Genomic DNA, 19,624 nt, shown 5'->3' on the forward strand with positions numbered 1-19,624 from the left:
GGAGTCACGTGTACCCCATGTCTGAAATGCAGGATAACGTTGTCCCACATACGCGCATGCGGTCCTTGCGCGATGCGATCCGGAAGGTTCAGCTTGGCGAAGTCGAACGTTCGGACGTGGTTGTTGAGCTCCAGGAGACCGAGCGTGCCCGGCTGGACATGCTTGCAGACGAACTCAAGGACGTTTTCAGGGAAATCCCGGAAGATGACGACCAGTTTTCCCTTCAGATCATCTCCGGTTCCACGCCTCGGCTCTGGATCGATGCGACTAGCCACGTCGCCGTTGGCGGTGACAGGCGCACCTATCGGTTCCTGAAGGACACGCGCCTCGGCCGGGTGGTCATTCTGGAAACGGCCAACATCGATGACATGGCAGACTGCCTGACCGAATATATTGCCGAACGCGTGCTGGAGCGGGAAAAGGCGCTGGAAGGTGACTGGCTCAACAACCGGCTGCGGCAGGTCGCGCTCGACAGCAAGGTCGTGCGTGTCAAGGAAAGCCGTACGCCCTGGATGGCGGTCGCCGGTGCCTTCGGGATCGGTCTTGCGGCGGGCGTCATCGGCCTCATTGTCTTTGCCTGGTTCGCCAACCCGCTCTAAGGCGGCTTTTGTGAACGACGTCCAACACTCTCCAGTCTCGATCCTGGTTACCGCAAACCTGTGAGTGCCTTTCTGGGCAACTCGTCAGGCCTGCAGGAAGGGCCTCAGGGCCTGCCGCCCGGAATGGCGACTTCCCTTTCCGCGAGCAGCTTCACCGGCTCGTCTGGCGCGGCAAAGCCATGCTCTTCCATTTGGCAGGACCAGCCCTCGTTTGTCTTTTCGATCCGGAACAGGTTGTAGCGCGCCGCCGGTTTCTTGCCACCAGGTGCGCTTGTGGCAGATGGCACACCAACCACCGGGACGAGCCCGTCCGGTCCCTCGATATGCTCGAAACTGTCGACATGGGTGTGGCCGTGCAGGATCAGCTCTGCACCGGCTCTCTTGACGACGGCGCGCACCCTGGAGGCGTCCGACAGGCGCTTGTGCCAACGGGTGGCATGGGGGAATGGCGGGTGATGCAGCATCACCACGCGGAAGAAACCATCCCGGCCAAGGTCGTCCAGAATTGCCCGCAGACGCTTGCTCTGCTTGCTGCCGACACGGCCCGTTGCGAACCAGGGGCCGCTGGCACGACCGGTCGTCACGCCGACAAGGGCGATGCCGTCCCGCTTGCGGACATAGGGAAAGGTTGCTTCCGAGTTGGTGCCGTTTGACGGCACATTGCCTGCGCCATCGCCGCGCATGTACGGCCACCATGCCGCACGAGCCCTGCGCACGGCTCCAGGCACATAGGCGTCGTGGTTGCCCGGAACGACGGAGACATCCTCCGGCGGGCCGATATCTTCAAGCCAGGTCCGCGCACCGGAAATTTCCAGGGGCAGCGCGATATTCACCAGGTCGCCGGTGACGGCAATATGGTCGGGCGCCTGTGCCTGCATGTCATCGACGAGTTGTTCGAGATAACTGCCGCCCATGATCCTCGACCGGTTGCGGCGCCAGTTGAGGTAACCAAGGATCCGCTTGGAAAAAAGCTGCAGCAGCTTGGGGTCCGGAAGCGGGCCGAGATGAGGGTCGGAAAGATGAGCGAGCGTGAATGTGGACATGGTCGCGCATCTTCAAAACGAAAAGCGCCGCGTCAAGGGGAAATGACGCGGCGCTTTCAAGTGAGTTCAGGAACTGCCGGGAAACCGGTTACTTGACCGGTTTGACTGCCTTTGCGGCTTTCGGCGCTTTCTCGGTGTTATTGTCTGCGGAGCGCGTGGTTTCGCGCAGCGTCGCGCCAACAACATTCACGAATCCGAACATGGGTCTTCTCCGTACAGGTTCCTTCGACCGACTTTAGTTGGTCGGGAAAGTGGTCAGGGTTGCGACGATGCGCGGGTTGGTCAGGTCGATAGCCGGCTTCCACTGGTAATTGTTGCGGTTGCGGCGGCGTTTTCCAAACAGAGCGTTCAACATTTTATTTTCCTTCAGGTTCGGGCGGTCAGAAGGGCTGCCCTCGAATTCATCAACTTGCCCGATATATATGCATGCGGTGCACAAAGGAGGAGCGTTATTCTCACGGGTCAGCCCTGCGGGGATTGCATGGGTTAAAAAAGTTTTATTTCCCCTCTGGATCCGGTAACGTCCTGAAAATGTTGAAGATATTATCAGTTTTGCCGAAGTCGGTGACCACACGCCTGATCCAGGGAATTGGACTTGTCCGAAACCCGTTCACGCTTGGGGTGCGCGTGATCGTTGAAGACCGGCACAGCCGGGTCCTTCTGGTGCGGCACAGTTATGTAACGGGCTGGTACCTGCCGGGTGGGGGCGTGGACAAGGGCGAGACGATGGAAGAGGCTGCCTGCCGGGAGGTTCTGGAAGAAGCCGGTGTCGTCTCGGTAAGCCGCCCGCAGCTTCTCAATATCTTCCTGAACCAGGAAGCGACAGGCCGGGATCATGTCGGGCTTTATCACATGCCCGAGTGGAGACAGGCGGACACCTTCCTTCAGCCCAATGCGGAAATCGAGGAAGCGGCATTCTTTGAGCTGGAGGCTTTGCCGGAGGGGCTTACGCGGTCCACAGCCCGGCGGCTTGACGAATTTCGCTCCGGCCGCGAACCGGAAAGCGGCAAGTGGTGAGGCTTGCCACCCCCAGGTCGGTCATGTCGTCTTCCGAGGTAAGCCGTAACCGGCTCACCTGGAAGTTTCCTACATGATCAGGCAGCAGCCTTGAAACGCTCGCGGTCGTGAGGGCGGGTGAAATCCAGCGCAGGCCCGACAGGGACGATCCTCGTCGGATTCACACTCTCATGTGAACCGTAGTAGTGCTGCTTGATCGTTGTCATGTCGACCGTGTCTGCAACACCCGGGACCTGATAAAGCTCCCGCAGGTAGTTCGACAGGTTCGGATAGTCGTCGATTCTGCGGATATTGCATTTGAAATGCCCGACATAGACCGCGTCGAAGCGCACCAGCGTCGTGAACAGTCGCCAGTCGGCTTCCGTCAGCTGGTCTCCGACCAGATAGCGCTGACGGGACAGGCGATCTTCCAGCTCGTCCAGTGCCTTGAACAGTTCCGTGACGGCTTCTTCATAGGCTTCCTGTGTGGTCGCGAAACCGGACTTGTAAACACCGTTGTTGACTGCGTGATAGACGCGCTCGTTGATACTGTCGATTTCGGTGCGCAAGGCAGTCGGATAGAAATCAAGGTGTGAGCCGGTCAGGTCGTTGAACGCCGAGTTGAACATCCGGATGATCTCGGAGGACTCGTTGCTCACGATCGTGTTCTGGTGCTTGTCCCAGAGGATCGGCACGGTCGCACGGCCGCTGTAGTGCGGGTCGGCCTTGGTGTAGACATGCCAGGCGTATTTCGCGCCGGTCAGCGGATCGATCTCCGGAAACTCCCAGCCGTTCTCCAGCATGAGCGGCTGTACGGCGGAGACGGAAATCAGGTCTTCCAGTTTCTTGAGCTTTCGGAATACCAGCGTGCGGTGCGCCCAGGGGCAGGCATAGGAAACGAACAGATGATAGCGATCCGCTTCAGCCTTGAAGCCGCCGTTGCCCGTGGGGCCGGCAGTCCCGTCCGCCGTGATCCAGTTCCGAAATGCCGCGTCCTTGCGGACGAAGCGTCCACCGGTGGATTTCGTGTCGTACCATTTGTCTTTCCAGACGCCGTCGACCAGCAGTCCCATGATGCGCTCCCTTGTTGTGCTTCGTCTGGTTAGGTTGTGCACACAGGCGGAAAATCAATCAATTGAATGCTCTGTTCCGGCTCGGTGAACAATCAGCGGACTGGTGAGAAGGGACAAAAAAGGCTGGACCGAAGCAGCCATTGCGTGGTAACCGCTTCTCCTCTTTCTGGAAATATCGGCTTTCGAACACGCTGATATCGCAACGAGACTGGGATAGATGACCGCAGGTCTTACGCTTCGACGACGAACCAGCCGACGAGATAACTCTCGTCCGCACCGTCGCGGCTGACCTGATCCTGGATCTTCCTTACGTTTTATCCAGGCACTGGCAGGCGCGCATTTCTCCAAAGACTGCATGCTTGCTGGAACCAGCCAAATGAAACAGACCACATGGGTCATCCGGCCCGAAGACGCGACTGACACTTCCGCAATTGACGATCTGCAGGCCGAAGCTTTCGGCCCAGGCCGGTTCGCGCGAACCGCTTTCCGGATCCGCGAAGGCGTCCCGCACCGTCCGGATGTCTCTTTCGTCGGCCTTGCGGGTGAGCAGGTGGCAGGGTCAATCAGACTGACACCGATCAGGATTGGCGACACCGACGCCCTGCTGCTCGGTCCGTTGACCGTATCTCCCGACTTCAAGAACCGGGGTCTCGGCAAGGCGCTTATGCGTACGGCGATGGAAGCGGCGGCTGCGGCCGGAGACAAGGTCGTGCTGCTGGTCGGCGATGCGCCTTACTACAGCCCCTTCGGCTTTCAGCAGGTTCCGTTCGGACGCATTACGTTGCCCGGGCCCGTCGACCCGGCGCGGCTCCTCGTCGCGCTGTTGAATGACGGCGACATTCCGAGCGGAATGGTGCACGGCGGAGCCTCTGTTGCGGTCGCTTCCTGAGGTTGTTTCTGCCTGACGCAGGGCGGGGCGACGGTGGGTGTGGCCCATCCTTCGAGACAGGCCTTCGGCCTTCCTCAGGATGAGGTCGAGGGGAAGCTACCGGCCTATCAATATTCTCTTCCTCATCCTGAGGAGGCCTTCAAGCCGTCTCGAAGGATGGGCCCCAAATACAACAGATCGGTTCGTACTTAGCTCAAGCGGATTGCCGACCGCCGCGAGGGTGGTCGGCACACAAGCTACCGCCCTTCGCGATACCAGGTCAGAGACAGGGCACCCAGCAGAAGCGTAAGACCAAGCAGTCCGATCATCAGCGGATAGCGGTCGATGCCGTTGAGGACGCTCGCCTCAGTGGCCTTCAGCCCCAGCCAGCCATTGCCGGCGTAGCTCGCTGACGGACGCATCGAAACAATGCGCGGGACGGTCAGGTCTCCGCCGACATCCCGCAAGCGCTCGGAGGCACCGCCCGTCGCTTCGCTGAGCGGGGCCAATGGCTCGGTCGTGGAAAGAACGTCGGTATATTCACGCGGGTTCTGGGGCCCAACGTGGATCAGCGCACTCATGTCCCCTTCTGTGACCGAGAACAACCCGGTTTCGCCGGCAGGCATGCCGCCACGCCACAGGCCTGGTTCCTGTTCGGTCAGAACGATCTGCGACCGGTCGCCTGTCGGCGAGACGACCGTGACTTCCCCGACGGTCTCGCCCAGGGTCTGGCGTTCGATAACCAGTTCCGGTCCGCGCATGGATACATTCAGCGCTTCTTCTTCCAGATCCGGCTCCTTCATCAGCCAGTGGGCCAGACGGCGCAGCAGCGGAACATGCGGACCACCGCCTTCATAACCACGTGCCCAGAGCCAGACGTGATCGGACAGCAGCATGGCCACTCGGCCTTCGCCTTCGCGGTTGAGAACCAGCAGCGGCGTGTCGCTCGGGCCGGACATCAGCGTCTGGCCGGCGTCGAGCTCGGTGTCGACCACGCGGAACCAGCGGCTCCATGCGGGCGGGTCCTGTTCGGATCCGGGCAGCCCACGGGTGACCGGGTGGCGCTTGCCGAGGTCGGCGAGGGTGGCGTGGTAGGGTTGTTCGAGAATAGTGCCGGTCGGACGGGCCGGAAGGATCGGCGCCAGTGGCGTGCGGTAAAGGCTGCCACCTTCGGCGTAATCAGGACCGCCAGCCAGCAGCATTGCACCGCCATCGCGCACATAGCGGGCGATATTGTCGAAATACAGCATCGGCAGAACGCCGCGGCGCACGTAGCGGTCGAAGATGATCAGGTCGAATTCGTCAATCTTCACCGAGAAGAGTTCCCGGGTCGGGAAAGCGATCAGCGACAGCTGGTTGATTGGCGTTCCGTCCTGTTTTTCCGGCGGGCGCAAGATGGTGAAGTGAACCAGATCCACCGAGGCATCGGACTTCAGAAGATTGCGCCAGGTGCGTTCACCGGCATGCGGTGACCCGGAAACAAGCAACACACGCAGATTCTCGCGGATGCCGTCGATGGTCACAACGGCCCTGTTGTTGAGCGTCGTGAGTTCGTCGGTCAGCGGCTCGGCGTCGAATTCGAAGATATTGTTGCCGCCATGGGCGATCTCAACCGGAATGTCGATCTTCTCGCCTGTCCGGGCCGTGCGTTCGGTGACGACATCGCCATCGCGTTTGACGGTCAGGCGCACCTGGTCGCCAGGTCCCGTGCCACGGCCCTGGTCGACGACAGTCAGGCTGACGATCTGCTCTGAATCAACCAGGCCGAACCGTGGGGCCTTGTCGAGTACGATGCGCCGGTCCCGTTCATCAACCGTACCGGTGATAAGGCCATGAACCGGGGCGTCGAAACCCAGGGCGCCTGCGTTGCCGGGGATGTCGTGGATCTGGCCGTCGGTCACGATGATCGCACCACCAACCCGATCCGGCGGAACGTCTGCAAGACCGTTTGCCAGGGTCTGGAACGCCTCGGTGCCATCGCCCGAACCGGAGTTGCGCGCTTCCAGAACGCGCAGGTCAAAGCCATCAAGGGCACCGATGCGGCGGGTCAGTTCTTCCACGGCCTCATCGGTTGTCGACTGGCGATCGGAGAGGCGTTGGCTCTGGCTCTTGTCGACGACAAGAGCGACAACGCTTGAGAGCGGTTCCCTGTCTTCCCGCTCAACAGCAGGGTTGGCCAGCGCCAGCAACAGCAAGGCCATTGTCAGGGTGCGCAGCAACCAGCCACGCAAATTCAGAAAGCCGGAAAAGGCGGTGAGAAGAACAGCGATAACGCCGCCTGCCACAAGGGCCCAGAGCGGAACGAGGGGATCGAAGGCGAGTGACCAGACCATCTAGTCTCCTATTGTCCCAAACGCTCAAGCAGAGCGGGAATGTGCACCTGATCGGCCTTGTAGTTGCCGGTCAGGCTGTACATGACGATGTTGACCCCGGAACGGAACGCGTAGTCCCGCTGCATGGGATTGTTGGGCACCGTCGGATACATGAACTCACCTGCCTCGGTGATTGCCCAGGCAGCGGCAAAATCGTTGCCGGTAATGAGGATCGGTGACACGCCGTCACCGGCGCGCACCGGACGGTCGCCCCTGGCGGCAACTTCCTCAAGGCTTTCCACCCAGAGCGGGCTGGTCGCATACCGTCCCGGGAACGAATCCAGCAGGTAGAAAGCCTTCGTCAAAACGTGATCGGGCGGCACCGGCTCAAGCGGGGGAACATCCAGGTCTTCCAGGATTTCGCGCAGCTTCAGCGTTGCCGGCGTCGAGGCAAAGCCGTTGGCCGAGGCATTGATGTGATCGCGCGTGTCGAACAGGATCGTTCCGCCGTTGCGCATGAAAGTGTCTATGCGGGCAATTGTCTGATCGTTCGGTTTGTCGGCAGCCGCATCGATTGGCCAGTAGAGTAGGGAATAGAACGCAAGTTCGTCGCGTTCGATGTCGATGGCAATCGGTGCCCCAGGTTCAAGCGCAGTGCGTTCCGACAGGAATTGGGTCAGTCCCGAAAGGCCCGCTGAGCTGGCATCGTCGATCTCCGGATTGCCCGTCAGCACATAGGCCAGGCGGGTTTCCAGGGTCGATTCCAAGGCCAGAAGATCATCCGAGCTTGATTGCGCCCTGGCTTGATCAATACCGGCAGGGGCCAGGAGGCCTGCACCGAAAGCCAGAACAAGAGCCGTGGCGGCAGTGCGGCTGCGCAAGCTGAGACGGCTCAGACCACCGGCCAGCAGGAAGACGGCAATCGTATCGAGGATCATCAGCAGGAAAGCCAGCGTGAAGAACAGGGCTCTCAGATCAAAGGGATCGGAGGTCGGGTAGGCAGTTTGCACGGTTCGGTCGCCCAGCGCCGAGAGGTCGAGCGGCAGGAGCTCATCGTCCCGCTGCATCAGATTGAGCGCACGGAAGCCGTCTTCCGTACCGTAAAGACCGGGCGGTGTTCTGCGGCTAGCTTCCGCATCCCGGAAAACGGACGCGTTCACGGGTGTGACTTCTACCGGCGGCGGGCCGAAACGGCCATAACCGTCCAGCAGGCGCAAGGGCGGCAACACGCTCGTTGCCGGCGTGCCATCTTCGGCGGTTTCAGAGGCGGCGGCCACGTTCGAGACCGACAGGATCCGCCGCAGCATGTTCAGGAAGACGCCAGACAGCGGCAGGTTCGACCAGGAGGAATCCGCTGTGACGTGGAACAGCACCATCGACCCCGCACCGATAGGAGCCGCCGTCACAAGGGGAGTGCCGTCTTCGAGCATGGCCCAGGTGAGTTCAGGCAGATCCGATGTCGGCTCGGCCAGTACCTGCCGGGTCACAGTAACTTCCTGTGGGACCCGCAAGCCCGCGAAGGGCGATCCTTCCGGAAAGTCTGCCAGATGTTGTGGCTGTTTCCAGCTGAGTGAACCACCAAGGGATCGGTCACCTGCGCGCAAACGCACGGGAATGAGATCGTCACTGCCACCCGCGGTCCGCGGGCCGGCGAAGCGGACAAGCGTGCCGCCGTTTTCAATCCAGTCGCGAAGTGTCTCGGTCGTCGATTCAGGCAAACGGCCAACGTCGGCCAGAACCAGCACGGAAATGCCTTGCTCGATCAGCGAAGGTACAGCGTCGGCAATATCCGCATCGCGCGGGCGGCGTATGTCCGAGAAGGGCGCAAGGGCGCGCTCCAGATAATAAAGGGGCGACAGCAGCGGCTGATCCAGATCGCCCGACTGGCCTGAAATCAGTCCGACCGTGCGTCGGCGCCAGCTGTCATCCACCAGTTGGACGGCGCCCGCGGCGGCCTCACCGGTGACTTCGACCCGGGCAATGTCGTTGCGCAATTCGCTTGGCAGTTCGAAGCGCGCCTGTGTTTCGGTCGCGCCAGCGTCAAAATTCGCTTGCACTTCGCCAAGGACAAGGCCCTTCAGATCGAGAGCCTGAAGTGTTGCGGAGCCCAGTCTCTGATCCGGGTGGCGCACAACGGTCAACGACAGGGCGTCGGCGTCGTTGTTGAGGTCCTTCAATCCCATGGGCGTGTCCAGACCTGTCAGGACCGTTATCGGAGCCGTGCCGGAAATCTGTGCGAGATCGGTTAGAAACGAACCTTTGGTGCTGGTGTTGTCCGACAGCCAGATCACGGCGCCGGGCGGTGTCTCCTGGGCTGCCTTTCGCAGGCCGATGCTGAGTTCGGCGCGCTGCGGCGGATAGGGACGCGGTTCAAGTGCGCGCAGTTTTTCCAGAGCCGTCGTTGCTGCCTCCGGTGTGAAACTCTGGCCGGGGCCTTCGGCGGAGGCTGCAAACAGGATTGGCTGACCGCTCTGTTCTGCTTCGCTCAGGATCTGCTCGGCTGCATTGACCTGCGCGGTCCATCCCTTTGCGGATGTCCAGCCGTTGTCAACCAGAACCCAAAGGACACTTTCGCCGGTTTCAAGCGGTTCGCTGGAACGCCAGATCGGTCCGGCCAGGGCAATGATAAGGATGGCTGCCATCAGCAGGCGGAGCAGTGTCAGCCACCAGGGGCTGCGCTGCGGTGTTTCCTCATGCTGATCGATGCCGATCAGCAGCCGGGTCGGCGGAAACCGGATTTCGCGTGGGCGCGGCGGTGTCAGGCGCAACAGCCACCAGATAACCGGAAGCAATGCCAGCGCGGTCAGGATCCAGGGGGCGGTGAATGTCAGAGGCAATCCTGCGAACACGGGTCAGATGCCTCCTTTTGGCAGTACGTCCAGCGCACCGGACAGGGCACTGTGAAGCACGAGCAAAGGTTCGGATGCCGGACGGTCGGTGTGGTGCAGGACATATGTCCAGCCGGCACGCCTTGCGATGTCACGAATTTCCGCGCGGTGGGCTTCCAGCCGGTTGCGGTAATCCTCGCGCCATTTTTCCGCGCGTCCGGCGGTCAACCGAAACCCCTTTTCCGGATCGGTGAATTCCACCCTGCCGTCAAACGGGAAGGTTTCCTCGATCGGATCGAGGACCTGAACCAGGTGACCACGCGCACCGGTGCTGGCAACACGGGCAACCCATGCCGCGACTTCCTCGATCGGGTCCAGGAAATCGGACACCAGAACCACATCGGCAAATCTTTGCACGGCGGTGGTGTCCGGATAGGCGATCGGTTTGGAAAGATGGGTAAGTGCATCGGCGAGGCGTTCAGCGGCACGCCGGTCGGAAAAGGCTCTGGTCAGGCCAGGCAGTCCGATCCGTTCGCCTGTTTCAGCCAGCATGTCGGCAAGTGCAAGCATCAGCACAATGGCGCGGTCGCGCTTGGCGACACCTGCAAGGCGGGAGCGGAACACCATGGAGGGCGAAAGATCTGCCCAGAGCCAGACCGTGTGCGCGGCCTCCCATTCGCGTTCGCGAACATAAAGATGATCATCGCGTGCGGAACGGCGCCAGTCGATGCGCTTTGCCGGTTCACCCATGTTGAACGGGCGGAACTGCCAGAAGCTTTCCCCCGGGCCCGCACGCCGACGGCCATGCCAGCCGGCGATGATGGAACTGGCAACATGGCTTGCCTCGACCAGCAGATCCGGCAGGGCATCGGCGACCGACCGGGCCTCGCCGATGACGTTCGGCCAGGTATCGGCATCAATGCCTGTCTGGTTGCTGCCCTGCGTACTGCTCGAATCCATGCGGTCGGCTTCCTGGCTGGTTAAGGGGAGGGGATCAGGCGATCAGTTCCTTGACCCGTCGAATGACGTCGCGAACGGTGTGACCGTCGGCTCTGGCTGCGAACGTCAGCGCCATGCGATGCTGAAGGACCGGTTCGGCAAGAGCCAAGACGTCGTCGACGGAAGGTGCGAGACGGCCGTCGACAAGCGCGCGTGCCCTGACGGTCAGCATCAGTGCCTGGCTGGCACGCGGTCCCGGACCCCAGGCGATCAGGTTGGTGAGATCGGAAGGTGCGGAGCTGTTGTCCGGGCGTGCGGAGCGCACAAGCTTCAGGATTGCTTCCACCACGGATTCGCCTACCGGCATGCGACGAACGAGCTGCTGGTACTCCATCAGTTCTTCCGCTCGCATGGCTACCTGGGCCTTGGCCTGATCGGCGCCGGTGGTTTCCAGCAAGATCCGGCGTTCGGCTTCAAGATCCGGGTAATGCACGTCGATCTGCATCAGGAACCGGTCGAGCTGGGCTTCCGGCAGCGGGTAGGTGCCTTCCTGTTCGAGCGGGTTCTGCGTGGCAAGCACGTGGAAGGGGCGCGGCAGGTCATGCGGGTGCCCGGCGACGGTCACATGATACTCCTGCATGGCCTGCAGAAGCGCCGACTGGGTACGCGGGCTGGCACGGTTGATTTCGTCAGCCATCAGCAACTGAGAGAAAACCGGACCGGGAATAAAGCGGAACGAGCGGCTGCCGTCGGCACCCTGTTCCATCACTTCGGCACCGAGAATGTCGGACGGCATCAGGTCTGGTGTGAACTGGATGCGCCGGGCGTCGAGGCCCAGAACGGTGCCGAGCGTTTCCACCAGCTTGGTCTTGGCAAGGCCGGGCACACCGACAAGAAGGCCGTGGCCGCCAGCCAATATGGTGACGAGCGACTGCTCCACCACATTTTCCTGACCGAAGATGATCCGGGCGATATCGACCTTGGCATCGCTGATCCGGTTGACGGCGCGTTCGGCTTGTTCGGCGACGGCGGCGAGATCTTCTTCGCTTGGGCTGGAGGGAGAAATAACGCTCATGGATCACCTTTCCCGCAATCTACGTTTCGACTGCCTGTCCGGCCCTGGGGCTAACAACACCCCTGACCTTTGTTGCTGCGACTCAAGCAGTCTGACACCATATAAATCAGTAGATAAGGCGCAATTGTGCGCCATACAGTGGAAAGGTCCAAGAATCTTTCCTCGCTTTGGGGAAAAGGTCGGGCCTGCGGGAAGCCGGGAGCAGGCGAAGACGATCCGGGCGGTAGCGGAATTGTCAAAAATTCCGGTGCCTTGATGAAGACGACAAGGGCGAAACATCCATGGCGGAGGCAACCGCAAAAACGGACGGGGCACTACCCGAAGGTTTAAAGGCACTGATGAGCCGGGCGGACACAGGCGGCAAGGGACCACCTCCGGTGGAGAAGTGGAATCCGCCGTTTTGCGGGGATCTGGACATCCGCATTGCCCGTGATGGCACGTGGTATTATCTCGGTTCGCCGATTGGCCGCATGCCTCTGGTGAAGCTGTTTGCCTCTGTGCTGCGCAAGGACGAGGACGGCCAGCATTATCTGGTCACGCCAGTCGAGAAGATCGGGATAACCGTGGAGGACGCCCCGCTTCTGGCCGTCGAGATGGCGGTGGAAGGCGAGGCGCAGGACCAGCAGCTCACGCTGCGGACAAATCTCGGTGATCTGGTCGCCGTTGGTGCGGACCATCCTCTTCGATTTGAAAAAGAACCGGACAGCGACGGTTTGAAACCCTATGTTCACGTCAGAGGGCGTCTGGAGGCCTTGTTCACCAGAGCGCTGATGTATCAGCTGGCGGATCTTATGGAAGAGCAGGCAACAGATGACGGCACCCGGATGGGGGTCTGGAGCGGTGGCCGGTTCTTTTCGGTAGATCCCGCCTTCCTGAGCGTTCAGGACTGACCGAATGAACTGTTTCGTACGACCGGAAACCCCGATTGCATGACTGCATTCCTGACCAAACCACCTGCGGATTCCGGGCACTGGACTTCCCTGTTCAGGACGCGGCTGGATGATGCAGCGCTTCGCGACATCGAACGCGAGACCGGTGACCACATTCTCAATCCTGACCTTGGTCCCTATGCAAAGTGGGACGGTCCTCCGCGCGATGCGGCCGTTCTCATCGGTATCGTGGAACGCAGCGACGGGCCCAATGTGGTGTTGACGCAGCGAACCGGTCACCTGAAATCCCATGCCGGACAGGTTGCCCTTCCCGGAGGCAAGATAGATCCGACCGACAATGGACCTGTTGAAGCAGCGCTGCGGGAGGCGGACGAGGAAATCGGCCTTGCTCCGGAGTGCGTCGAGTTGATCGGCAATCTTGCGCCCTATCTCACCGGTTCGGGATACCGGGTTATTCCGGTGGTTGGCACCATTCAAGACGGTGCAGCCTTCCGGCCAAATCCCGGTGAGGTCGAGAGCGTCTTCGAAGTGCCATTGGGCTTTTTGATGGATCCCGCGAACCATCAGAAACTCAGCCGCGAGTGGCAGGGAAAACGCCGCTACTTCTACGCAATGCCCTTTGGAGAACGTTATATCTGGGGCGTCACCGCGGGCATTATCCGCTCCTTGTACGAAACGGTCTACCGCTGATGGTTCGTGTGTTCATACTGCATCTGTTACTTTTCCTTCTTCCTTTCATCACCTACGGACTCTGGCTGTGGCTGAGCAAGCGCAACACCGAGCCTGGCCGCTGGTCTGCCAAGCCGATGGCGTGGCTCACTCTGGTGGGCCTCGTTCTGGTCATTGCCGGCCTGGTCGGCATGGCATCCTTCGATCACGCACCGGATGGGGCCAATTGGCGGCCATCGGAAATGCGCGACGGGGTGTTTGTTCCGGGCCGGTACGAATAACGCGATGACAACGACTGCCGATCAGATCCTGCAACAGGCGGACTGGCTGAAAACACCGGGTATTAAGGCGGTGTTTGCGGCGATCGAGCAGGACGGCGACGAAGCCCGCGTTGTCGGTGGAGCGGTGCGCAACACCTTGCTCGGTCACCCTGTTCCAGATGTCGATATCGCGACGACTGCCTCGCCCCAAACGGTGATGGAACGCACGCTGGCCGCGGGCTTGAAGCCGGTTGGAACGGGCATTGACCACGGTACGGTGACGGTGGTCAGCAACGGTTATCCCTACGAGGTCACGACGCTGCGGGAGGACGTGGAAACCTTCGGCCGTCAGGCCCGTGTCGTTTTCGGCAGGAACTGGACGCGCGACGCGGAACGTCGCGACTTCACTCTCAACGCGCTCTATGTCGACTGCGATGGCCGATTGCACGATCCGCTTGGTGGACTGGACGATTGTCTGAACCGGCGTGTGCGTTTCATCGGTGAGCCGGACAAGCGCATACAGGAAGACTATCTGCGCATCCTCCGTTTCTTCCGGATCTACGCGGCCTACGGGGCCGGAGAGATGGATGCGGACGGGCTCGGGGCGTGCCTGCGCCAGCGGGACGGCTTGCGGCATCTGTCCGCAGAACGTATCGGCCACGAGATGCGGCGGCTGCTGCGTGCGCCTCTGGCAGGATCCGCACTGACAATGATGAACGATTGCGGCCTTTGGGAAATCGCGACGGGCGGCCTTGCCCGCATCGACGATTACCTGGCACTGCGCAGCCTGGAAGCCACCGCAAGTGATGTGACCGATCCGGAGCTCGGGCTGGTGGTGCTTGCCGGTTTCGTGCGCGAGGACGTGGAGCGCGTTTGCGACCGGCTTCGGCTGTCGAATGCCGAAAGGGACCGGATGCGGACCGCCTGGGCGGCGATGAAATGTCTTCGCCAGGCTGATGGTCTGCCCGAAGCCGAGCACTTGGTGTATCAGTTCGGCCGTCAGGGCGCGGTCGACGGCCTTCTGGGGCGCTGGGCGGGGTTGCGTGCGCAAGGATCAGATCCAACGGAGATCTTTGGCGGGCTGCTGGAGCGGTTGCGGGAGGTTGCCGTGCCTGAATTCCCGGTCAAAGGCGCAGATCTGATTGCAGCCGGGCACTCACCCGGGCGCGCGTTGGGAGATAGCCTCAAGGCTCTGGAGGCCGAATGGCGCGACAGCGGTTTCTCGCTCTCCAAACAGGATTTGCTGACGCGGGCAGGCGCTGCGACTTAATGAAATCTTATTGAGATTGCGTCACATCGTGATGGTGATTTCCTGTTGGGCGGGTTTTCCGGTTAACTTGTCGTGAGAAGGCGTGTGCGGAATACAATGAGGCGATGAATGGAAATTGTCCTGATCTCAGACGGCCCGCTTCCACTCGATTCTCCGGTCAGAAAACTTCCGTTCTTCTTTCCCGCGCGCCTGATCGACATGTCCAAGGTGTCTGCGAAGACGGTCGGCGATGGCCGTGTCGCTGTCGTGGAGTTGCTGGACGCGACTGATGCGGGGCTGACCGCGCTCAAGAAATCCTGGGCCAGCATTGCGGAAATCCCAGTGATCTGCCTGGTGTCCAAGAAGAACCGGCGTGAAGTGATCCAGGCGGCAGCGCTCGGCAAGACCGACATCATGGAGCGTGACACGCCACTGGCAATTCTGGTGCGCAAACTCAAGGCAATCATTCCCGACGACCCGCTTGCGAACGTTCCAAAGGGACTTCCGGCGAAGACACTTGAGGCCTACAGGAAAGGCAACTCCTTCCTGGAAAGCATCGCGCTGTCTGCAACGGAAGGATCCAACATCCAGATCAGCCTGATGAACGAGGGGGCGGCGGAAATCCTGTCGTCGCTGTCACTTGACGGTCTCTCACCCTGGCTGGAAGCCGTGCAATCTCACCACAGCGGAACCTATTGTCATTCCCTGATGGTAGCCGGTCTCGCCGGGGCTTTTGCGAAGCATCTCGGCTGGAGCAAGGCGGATTGCCAGGAAGTGATAGCCGGCGGTCTGCTGCATGACATCGGCAAGATGCGCATCCCGCTGACCATCCTGGACAAGGCCAACAAGCTGACGGACGCCGAGCGCGCCATTATCGACAAACATCCGATGTTCGGTCGCGAGATTCTGAAACCGCGGCTCGAAGTGTCGGTCGACATCAAGAAGATGGCCATCCAGCATCACGAGTTTCTGGATGGATCAGGTTATCCCGATGGGCTGAAGGGAGACAGGATCTCGCCAAAAGTCCGCCTGATGACCATTTGCGACATATTCACAGCGCTTACCGAGACCCGGTCCTACAAGGACGGCATGCCGGTTCGCGCTGCCATTGGCGTCATGCTGGAGATGGGCAAGAAACTCGACCAGGTCATGCTGAAGCAATTCGCCCAGATGGTCCTCGATCGGGATTTCGGCGAAGTCAGCCGGCAGCCTCAGAAGGTGAAAGGCACCTCGGCCTTCTGAGTTAGGGCCATTTTACAACGGGGGGCATGGACGAGAGGATCGAGGCAACGTTGCCGCCGGTCTTCAGTCCGAAAATCGTCCCGCGGTCGTAAAGCAGATTGTACTCCACGTATCGGCCCCTGCGGACCAGCTGTTCCTCGCGCTCCATGTCGCTCCACGGCTTCTGGAAATTGCGGCGGACGAGTTCCGGATAGATGTTCAAGAAGGCCAGGCCGACATCCCTGGTGAAGGCAAAATCGTCTTCCCAGGTTCCGCTGTTGAGGTAATCGTAGAAAATGCCGCCGATGCCGCGCGCTTCGTTGCGATGCTTCAGGAAGAAATAGTCGTCACACCAGGCCTTGTAGGCATCATAGTCGGCAACATCATGTGCGTTGCAGGCAGCGCGCATGGCTTCGTGAAAGGCGACGGTATCGGGGTCGTCCTGCGTTCGCCGTGCGTCCAGCACCGGTGTCAGATCTGCGCCGCCACCGAACCACTGACGGGTGGTGACCACCATGCGGGTGTTCATGTGAACGGCGGGGACATGCGGGTTCTGCGGGTGAGCGATCAGGCTGATGCCGGAGGCCCAGAAGCGCGGATCCTCGTTGGCACCGGGGATCTGACCGCGAAACTCGGACGAGAATTCACCGTGTACGGTGGAAATATGGACGCCGACCTTCTCGAAAACGCGGCCATGCATCATGGACATGACGCCGCCGCCGCCCTTTGCCCCGGTGCTGTCGGTGCGCTCCCAGGGCGTGCGTTCGAAGCGCCCGGCCGGCTGGTCGGCCAGCGGACCGGCGAGATCGCCGATCTCGTCCTCCAGGTCTTCAAAAGCCTTGCAGATACGGTCTCGCAACTCCTTGAACCAGGCCGGTGCGGTTGCCTTCTTGTCCTCGATGCCGTCCGGGATGGGACCGCCGCGGTTTTCAGGTGTGGGTGCGTTCATGTGACTGCCTGGACTGGTTGGGGCCTGCCGGGCCGGCGGGCATGCATGTGATTGCTATCTTTGAGTGTACCCTGGGCTTTTAGGAAATGTGCCTGATTGCCGCAAGGCTTCACCCAGCACCATGCCTGTTGAGACGGCGACGTTGAGCGAACGCATGCCGTCGGCCATGGGGATCGTCAGCCGGGCATCGGCAAGCGTGTGCACGTCCTCCGGCACGCCCGAACTTTCCCGGCCCATCATCAATATGTCGTCTGGCTGAAACGCGAAATCCGCGTAGGGCACTTCCGATTTTGTCGTCAGCAGGATCAGCCTGCGCTTGTTCGAACGTCGCCAGTCATCGAATGCGGCAAACGAGATGTGGCGGACCATCGCGGCCCTTTCCAGGTAATCCATGCCGGCCCGCTTGAGAGCGCTGTCGGAGATCGGAAATCCCGCAGGTTCGATCAAGTGCACAGTTACGCCCATGCAGGCGGCAAGACGCAGGATCGTTCCGGTATTTTGAGGGATGTCCGGTTGGTAAAGGGCAATGTCTGGCATGGGTATCCGCACTGGTTTGGGGAGACCGGCTCAATAGCAGCAGGCATAACATTTGTCACAGGAAGACCGGTTTCAATGCCCGGTACAAGGCCGGGAGCTGCGGGTTTGGGGCAAATCGTTACATATTTTCATTGGGCCAATTTCGCGCCTGGCGCGTAGGATGACGTGAAGAATCGCTCCAGCCTCCATGGAGACGCCACGTGTCCCCGCTCTTTCGCGCTTTTGAATCCTGGATAGATCCTTTCCGGGAGCCGTCCAAATCCGACATGCCCCATGGCGGGTTTGCCTTCCTGATGTATTTCGTCACGCAGGTGCGCTGGCCGTTCATCGCCATGCTCGCCATCGGCGGTGCGACCGCCTTTGTTGAAGTGGCGATCTTCAATTTTCTTGGCCGCATCGTGGATCTTCTGGAAGAAGGCAATCGCGCGACATTCTTCTCCGATCATTTCTGGACACTCATGACCATGGCCTTCGTGGTGCTGGTCGTGCGCACGCTCACCAATTCGCTGATGGCGCTGGTGGAAGAGCAGGCGATCGTGCCCGGGTTCTTCAATCTGGTGCGCTGGCAGTGCCATCAGCGGGTGATGAAGCAGAGCCTTTCCTATTTCCAGGACGATCTCGCCGGGCGCCTGTCGCAGAAGGTGATGCAGTCGGGCATGTCGGCGGGCGATTTCATGACCAACCTTTTGCAGGTGGTCTGGTTCATTGTCGTTTATGCCATCACGACGCTCGTGCTGGTCGCGGATCTGGACCTTTGGCTGGGTGCACTCGTGGCCATCTGGCTGCTTTGTTTCACCGCAACCGCCATCATCTTCGTGCCACGGGTTCGTGCTGCGGCAAAGGATTCGGCAAATGCCTATTCGGGCGTGACCGGACGTCTGGTGGATACCTACACCAATATCCAGTCGGTCAAGCTGTTCGGATCATCGGAGGAAGAAAGCCGGGGAGCGCGGGCCTCGGTTGAGACGATGATTGCCAAGATACGCGTCTTCACCAGGCTTTTGACCACAATTCGCATGATCATGACGCTGGTCAACGGGGTGATGATCGTTTCGATTGCGGGCCTGGCACTGTCCATCTGGCAGGACGGCGGCATCAGCGCCGGTCATGTGGCCTTCACGCTCAGCCTGATCCTGCGGCTGAACATCCTTTTGAACCGGCTGTTCAACCAGCTCAACGGCCTGTTCCGCCACTTCGGATCGCTGCAGGACAGCATGGAAACCATCGTCAAGCCAGTGACCCTGACAGACAAACCGGCGGCGCCGGAGCTGAAAGTGACTGAGGGGGAAGTGCGGTTCGATAAAATCCGGTTCCACTACGGCAAGGCGGGCGGTGTCATCGATCATCTCGACCTGACGATCCAGCCGGGTGAGCGCGTCGGTATCGTCGGCCCGTCGGGGGCGGGCAAAACCACGCTGACAAGCTTGCTGCTTCGGTTCTTCGACGTGGAGGCGGGGCGTGTCCTCATCGACGGACAGGACGTGCGCGATGTGAACCAGGAATCGCTGCGCCGGTCGATTGGCATGGTGACCCAGGATCCGTCCTTGCTGCATCGTTCGATCCGCGAGAACATCCTCTATGGCCGTACGTCGGCCAGTGAAGAAGAGTTGCTGGAGGCGACGCGCAAGGCCCACGCGTCCGGTTTCATCCAGAGGCTGGAAGACAGGCGCGGCCGCAAGGGGTTCGACGCCTTTGTAGGTGAGCGTGGTGTCAAACTGTCCGGCGGGCAGCGTCAGCGCATTGCAATCGCGCGTGTGCTCCTGAAAGACGCCCCGATCCTCGTTCTGGACGAAGCGACCTCGGCCCTCGATTCGGAAGTCGAGGCCGCCATCCAGGAGAACCTGCAAGGATTGATGACAGGCAAGACCGTGATCGCGATCGCGCACCGCCTGTCGACCATCGCCGCCATGGACCGACTGATTGTCATGAACAGGGGCCGGATCGTTCAGCAGGGGACACACGAGACACTCCTGGAAGATGCAGACGGCCTTTACGCGCAGCTCTGGCACCGCCAGTCCGGCGGATTTCTGGAACCGGAAAGCGAATTCGCCTGAGTTGAAGTTCGCCGCAGCAGCTCAGCTCAATTCCTGCTGATCCAGTGCTCTTGCCGAGGCGT

17 protein-coding genes are annotated in these 19,624 nt (G+C 60.8%); 9 read left to right on the forward strand and 8 right to left on the reverse strand.

Annotation, left to right across the window (positions count from 1 at the left end; translation table 11 throughout):
* Positions 1 to 17: 17 nt before the first annotated feature.
* On the forward strand, positions 18 to 599 hold the full coding sequence (locus tag B0E33_RS19120; protein ID WP_023014621.1) for a hypothetical protein: 582 nt from the start codon (positions 18 to 20) through the stop codon (positions 597 to 599).
* 104 nt (positions 600 to 703) lie between these two features.
* Here B0E33_RS19120 and B0E33_RS19125 read toward each other — a convergent pair whose 3' ends face one another.
* Entirely contained in the window at positions 704 to 1,642 is a 939-nt protein-coding gene (locus tag B0E33_RS19125) for a metallophosphoesterase family protein (RefSeq protein WP_055655953.1), read from the reverse strand.
* A 564-nt stretch (positions 1,643 to 2,206) separates the two neighbouring features.
* On the opposite strand from B0E33_RS19125, the gene B0E33_RS19130 reads away from it, so the two are divergent.
* Positions 2,207 to 2,659, forward strand: coding sequence for an NUDIX domain-containing protein (locus B0E33_RS19130; protein ID WP_228148028.1), 453 nt, complete (start codon positions 2,207 to 2,209; stop codon positions 2,657 to 2,659).
* A gap of 77 nt (positions 2,660 to 2,736) precedes the next feature.
* On the opposite strand, the gene B0E33_RS19135 is transcribed toward B0E33_RS19130, so the two are convergent.
* Positions 2,737 to 3,711, reverse strand: coding sequence for a glutathione S-transferase family protein (locus B0E33_RS19135; RefSeq protein ID WP_077292098.1), 975 nt, complete (start codon positions 3,709 to 3,711; stop codon positions 2,737 to 2,739).
* A gap of 376 nt (positions 3,712 to 4,087) precedes the next feature.
* On the opposite strand from B0E33_RS19135, the gene B0E33_RS19140 reads away from it, so the two are divergent.
* Entirely contained in the window at positions 4,088 to 4,600 is a 513-nt protein-coding gene (locus B0E33_RS19140) for a GNAT family N-acetyltransferase (protein WP_077293463.1), read from the forward strand.
* 236 nt (positions 4,601 to 4,836) lie between these two features.
* Here B0E33_RS19140 and B0E33_RS19145 read toward each other — a convergent pair whose 3' ends face one another.
* Genes B0E33_RS19145 through B0E33_RS19160 form a run of 4 tightly spaced genes read right to left on the reverse strand, consistent with a single transcriptional unit; the run spans position 4,837 to position 11,733 of the window.
* Positions 4,837 to 6,912 (reverse strand): hypothetical protein, encoded by a 2,076-nt coding sequence (locus B0E33_RS19145; protein ID WP_077292099.1) that lies wholly within the window; start codon positions 6,910 to 6,912, stop codon positions 4,837 to 4,839.
* 8 nt (positions 6,913 to 6,920) lie between these two features.
* Positions 6,921 to 9,740, reverse strand: a complete 2,820-nt coding sequence (locus B0E33_RS19150; protein WP_077292100.1) for a DUF4159 domain-containing protein — start codon at positions 9,738 to 9,740, stop codon at positions 6,921 to 6,923.
* Positions 9,741 to 9,743: 3 nt separating this feature from the next.
* Complete coding sequence (locus B0E33_RS19155; protein ID WP_022998137.1) at positions 9,744 to 10,679, reverse strand: DUF58 domain-containing protein; 936 nt, start codon at positions 10,677 to 10,679, stop codon at positions 9,744 to 9,746.
* 34 nt (positions 10,680 to 10,713) lie between these two features.
* Complete coding sequence (locus B0E33_RS19160; protein WP_022998136.1) at positions 10,714 to 11,733, reverse strand: AAA family ATPase; 1,020 nt, start codon at positions 11,731 to 11,733, stop codon at positions 10,714 to 10,716.
* Between the two features lie 281 nt (positions 11,734 to 12,014).
* Here B0E33_RS19160 and B0E33_RS19165 point away from each other — a divergent pair, with 281 nt between their 5' ends.
* The 5 genes from B0E33_RS19165 to B0E33_RS19185 all read left to right on the forward strand — a co-directional run bounded on the left by B0E33_RS19165 (position 12,015) and on the right by B0E33_RS19185 (position 16,043).
* Entirely contained in the window at positions 12,015 to 12,623 is a 609-nt protein-coding gene (locus B0E33_RS19165) for a DUF1285 domain-containing protein (RefSeq protein WP_077292101.1), read from the forward strand.
* Between the two features lie 39 nt (positions 12,624 to 12,662).
* The gene (locus tag B0E33_RS19170; RefSeq protein WP_077292102.1) at positions 12,663 to 13,313 is read left to right on the forward strand and encodes a CoA pyrophosphatase; all 651 of its coding nucleotides are present in this window, start codon (positions 12,663 to 12,665) and stop codon (positions 13,311 to 13,313) included.
* Complete coding sequence (locus B0E33_RS19175; protein WP_077292103.1) at positions 13,313 to 13,573, forward strand: DUF6111 family protein; 261 nt, start codon at positions 13,313 to 13,315, stop codon at positions 13,571 to 13,573. Before B0E33_RS19170 ends, B0E33_RS19175 begins: the two co-directional genes overlap by 1 nt.
* 4 nt (positions 13,574 to 13,577) lie before the next feature.
* On the forward strand, positions 13,578 to 14,822 hold the full coding sequence (locus B0E33_RS19180) for a CCA tRNA nucleotidyltransferase (RefSeq protein WP_077292104.1): 1,245 nt from the start codon (positions 13,578 to 13,580) through the stop codon (positions 14,820 to 14,822).
* A 108-nt stretch (positions 14,823 to 14,930) separates the two neighbouring features.
* Positions 14,931 to 16,043 carry an HD-GYP domain-containing protein gene (locus B0E33_RS19185; RefSeq protein WP_077292105.1) on the forward strand — a complete coding sequence of 371 codons (1,113 nt, stop codon included), beginning with the start codon at positions 14,931 to 14,933 and terminating at the stop codon, positions 16,041 to 16,043.
* Position 16,044: 1 nt separating this feature from the next.
* On the opposite strand, the gene hemF is transcribed toward B0E33_RS19185, so the two are convergent.
* Both hemF and B0E33_RS19195 read right to left on the reverse strand, forming a co-directional pair.
* On the reverse strand, positions 16,045 to 16,971 hold the full coding sequence (gene hemF, locus B0E33_RS19190; RefSeq protein WP_077292106.1) for an oxygen-dependent coproporphyrinogen oxidase: 927 nt from the start codon (positions 16,969 to 16,971) through the stop codon (positions 16,045 to 16,047).
* A 54-nt stretch (positions 16,972 to 17,025) separates the two neighbouring features.
* Positions 17,026 to 17,508, reverse strand: coding sequence for a tRNA (cytidine(34)-2'-O)-methyltransferase (locus B0E33_RS19195; protein ID WP_077292107.1), 483 nt, complete (start codon positions 17,506 to 17,508; stop codon positions 17,026 to 17,028).
* A 266-nt stretch (positions 17,509 to 17,774) separates the two neighbouring features.
* Here B0E33_RS19195 and B0E33_RS19200 point away from each other — a divergent pair, with 266 nt between their 5' ends.
* Entirely contained in the window at positions 17,775 to 19,562 is a 1,788-nt protein-coding gene (locus tag B0E33_RS19200) for an ABC transporter ATP-binding protein (protein WP_152507581.1), read from the forward strand.
* Positions 19,563 to 19,624: the final 62 nt, after the last annotated feature.

Source organism: Roseibium algicola (assembly GCF_001999245.1).
GTDB lineage: Bacteria > Pseudomonadota > Alphaproteobacteria > Rhizobiales > Stappiaceae > Roseibium > Roseibium algicola.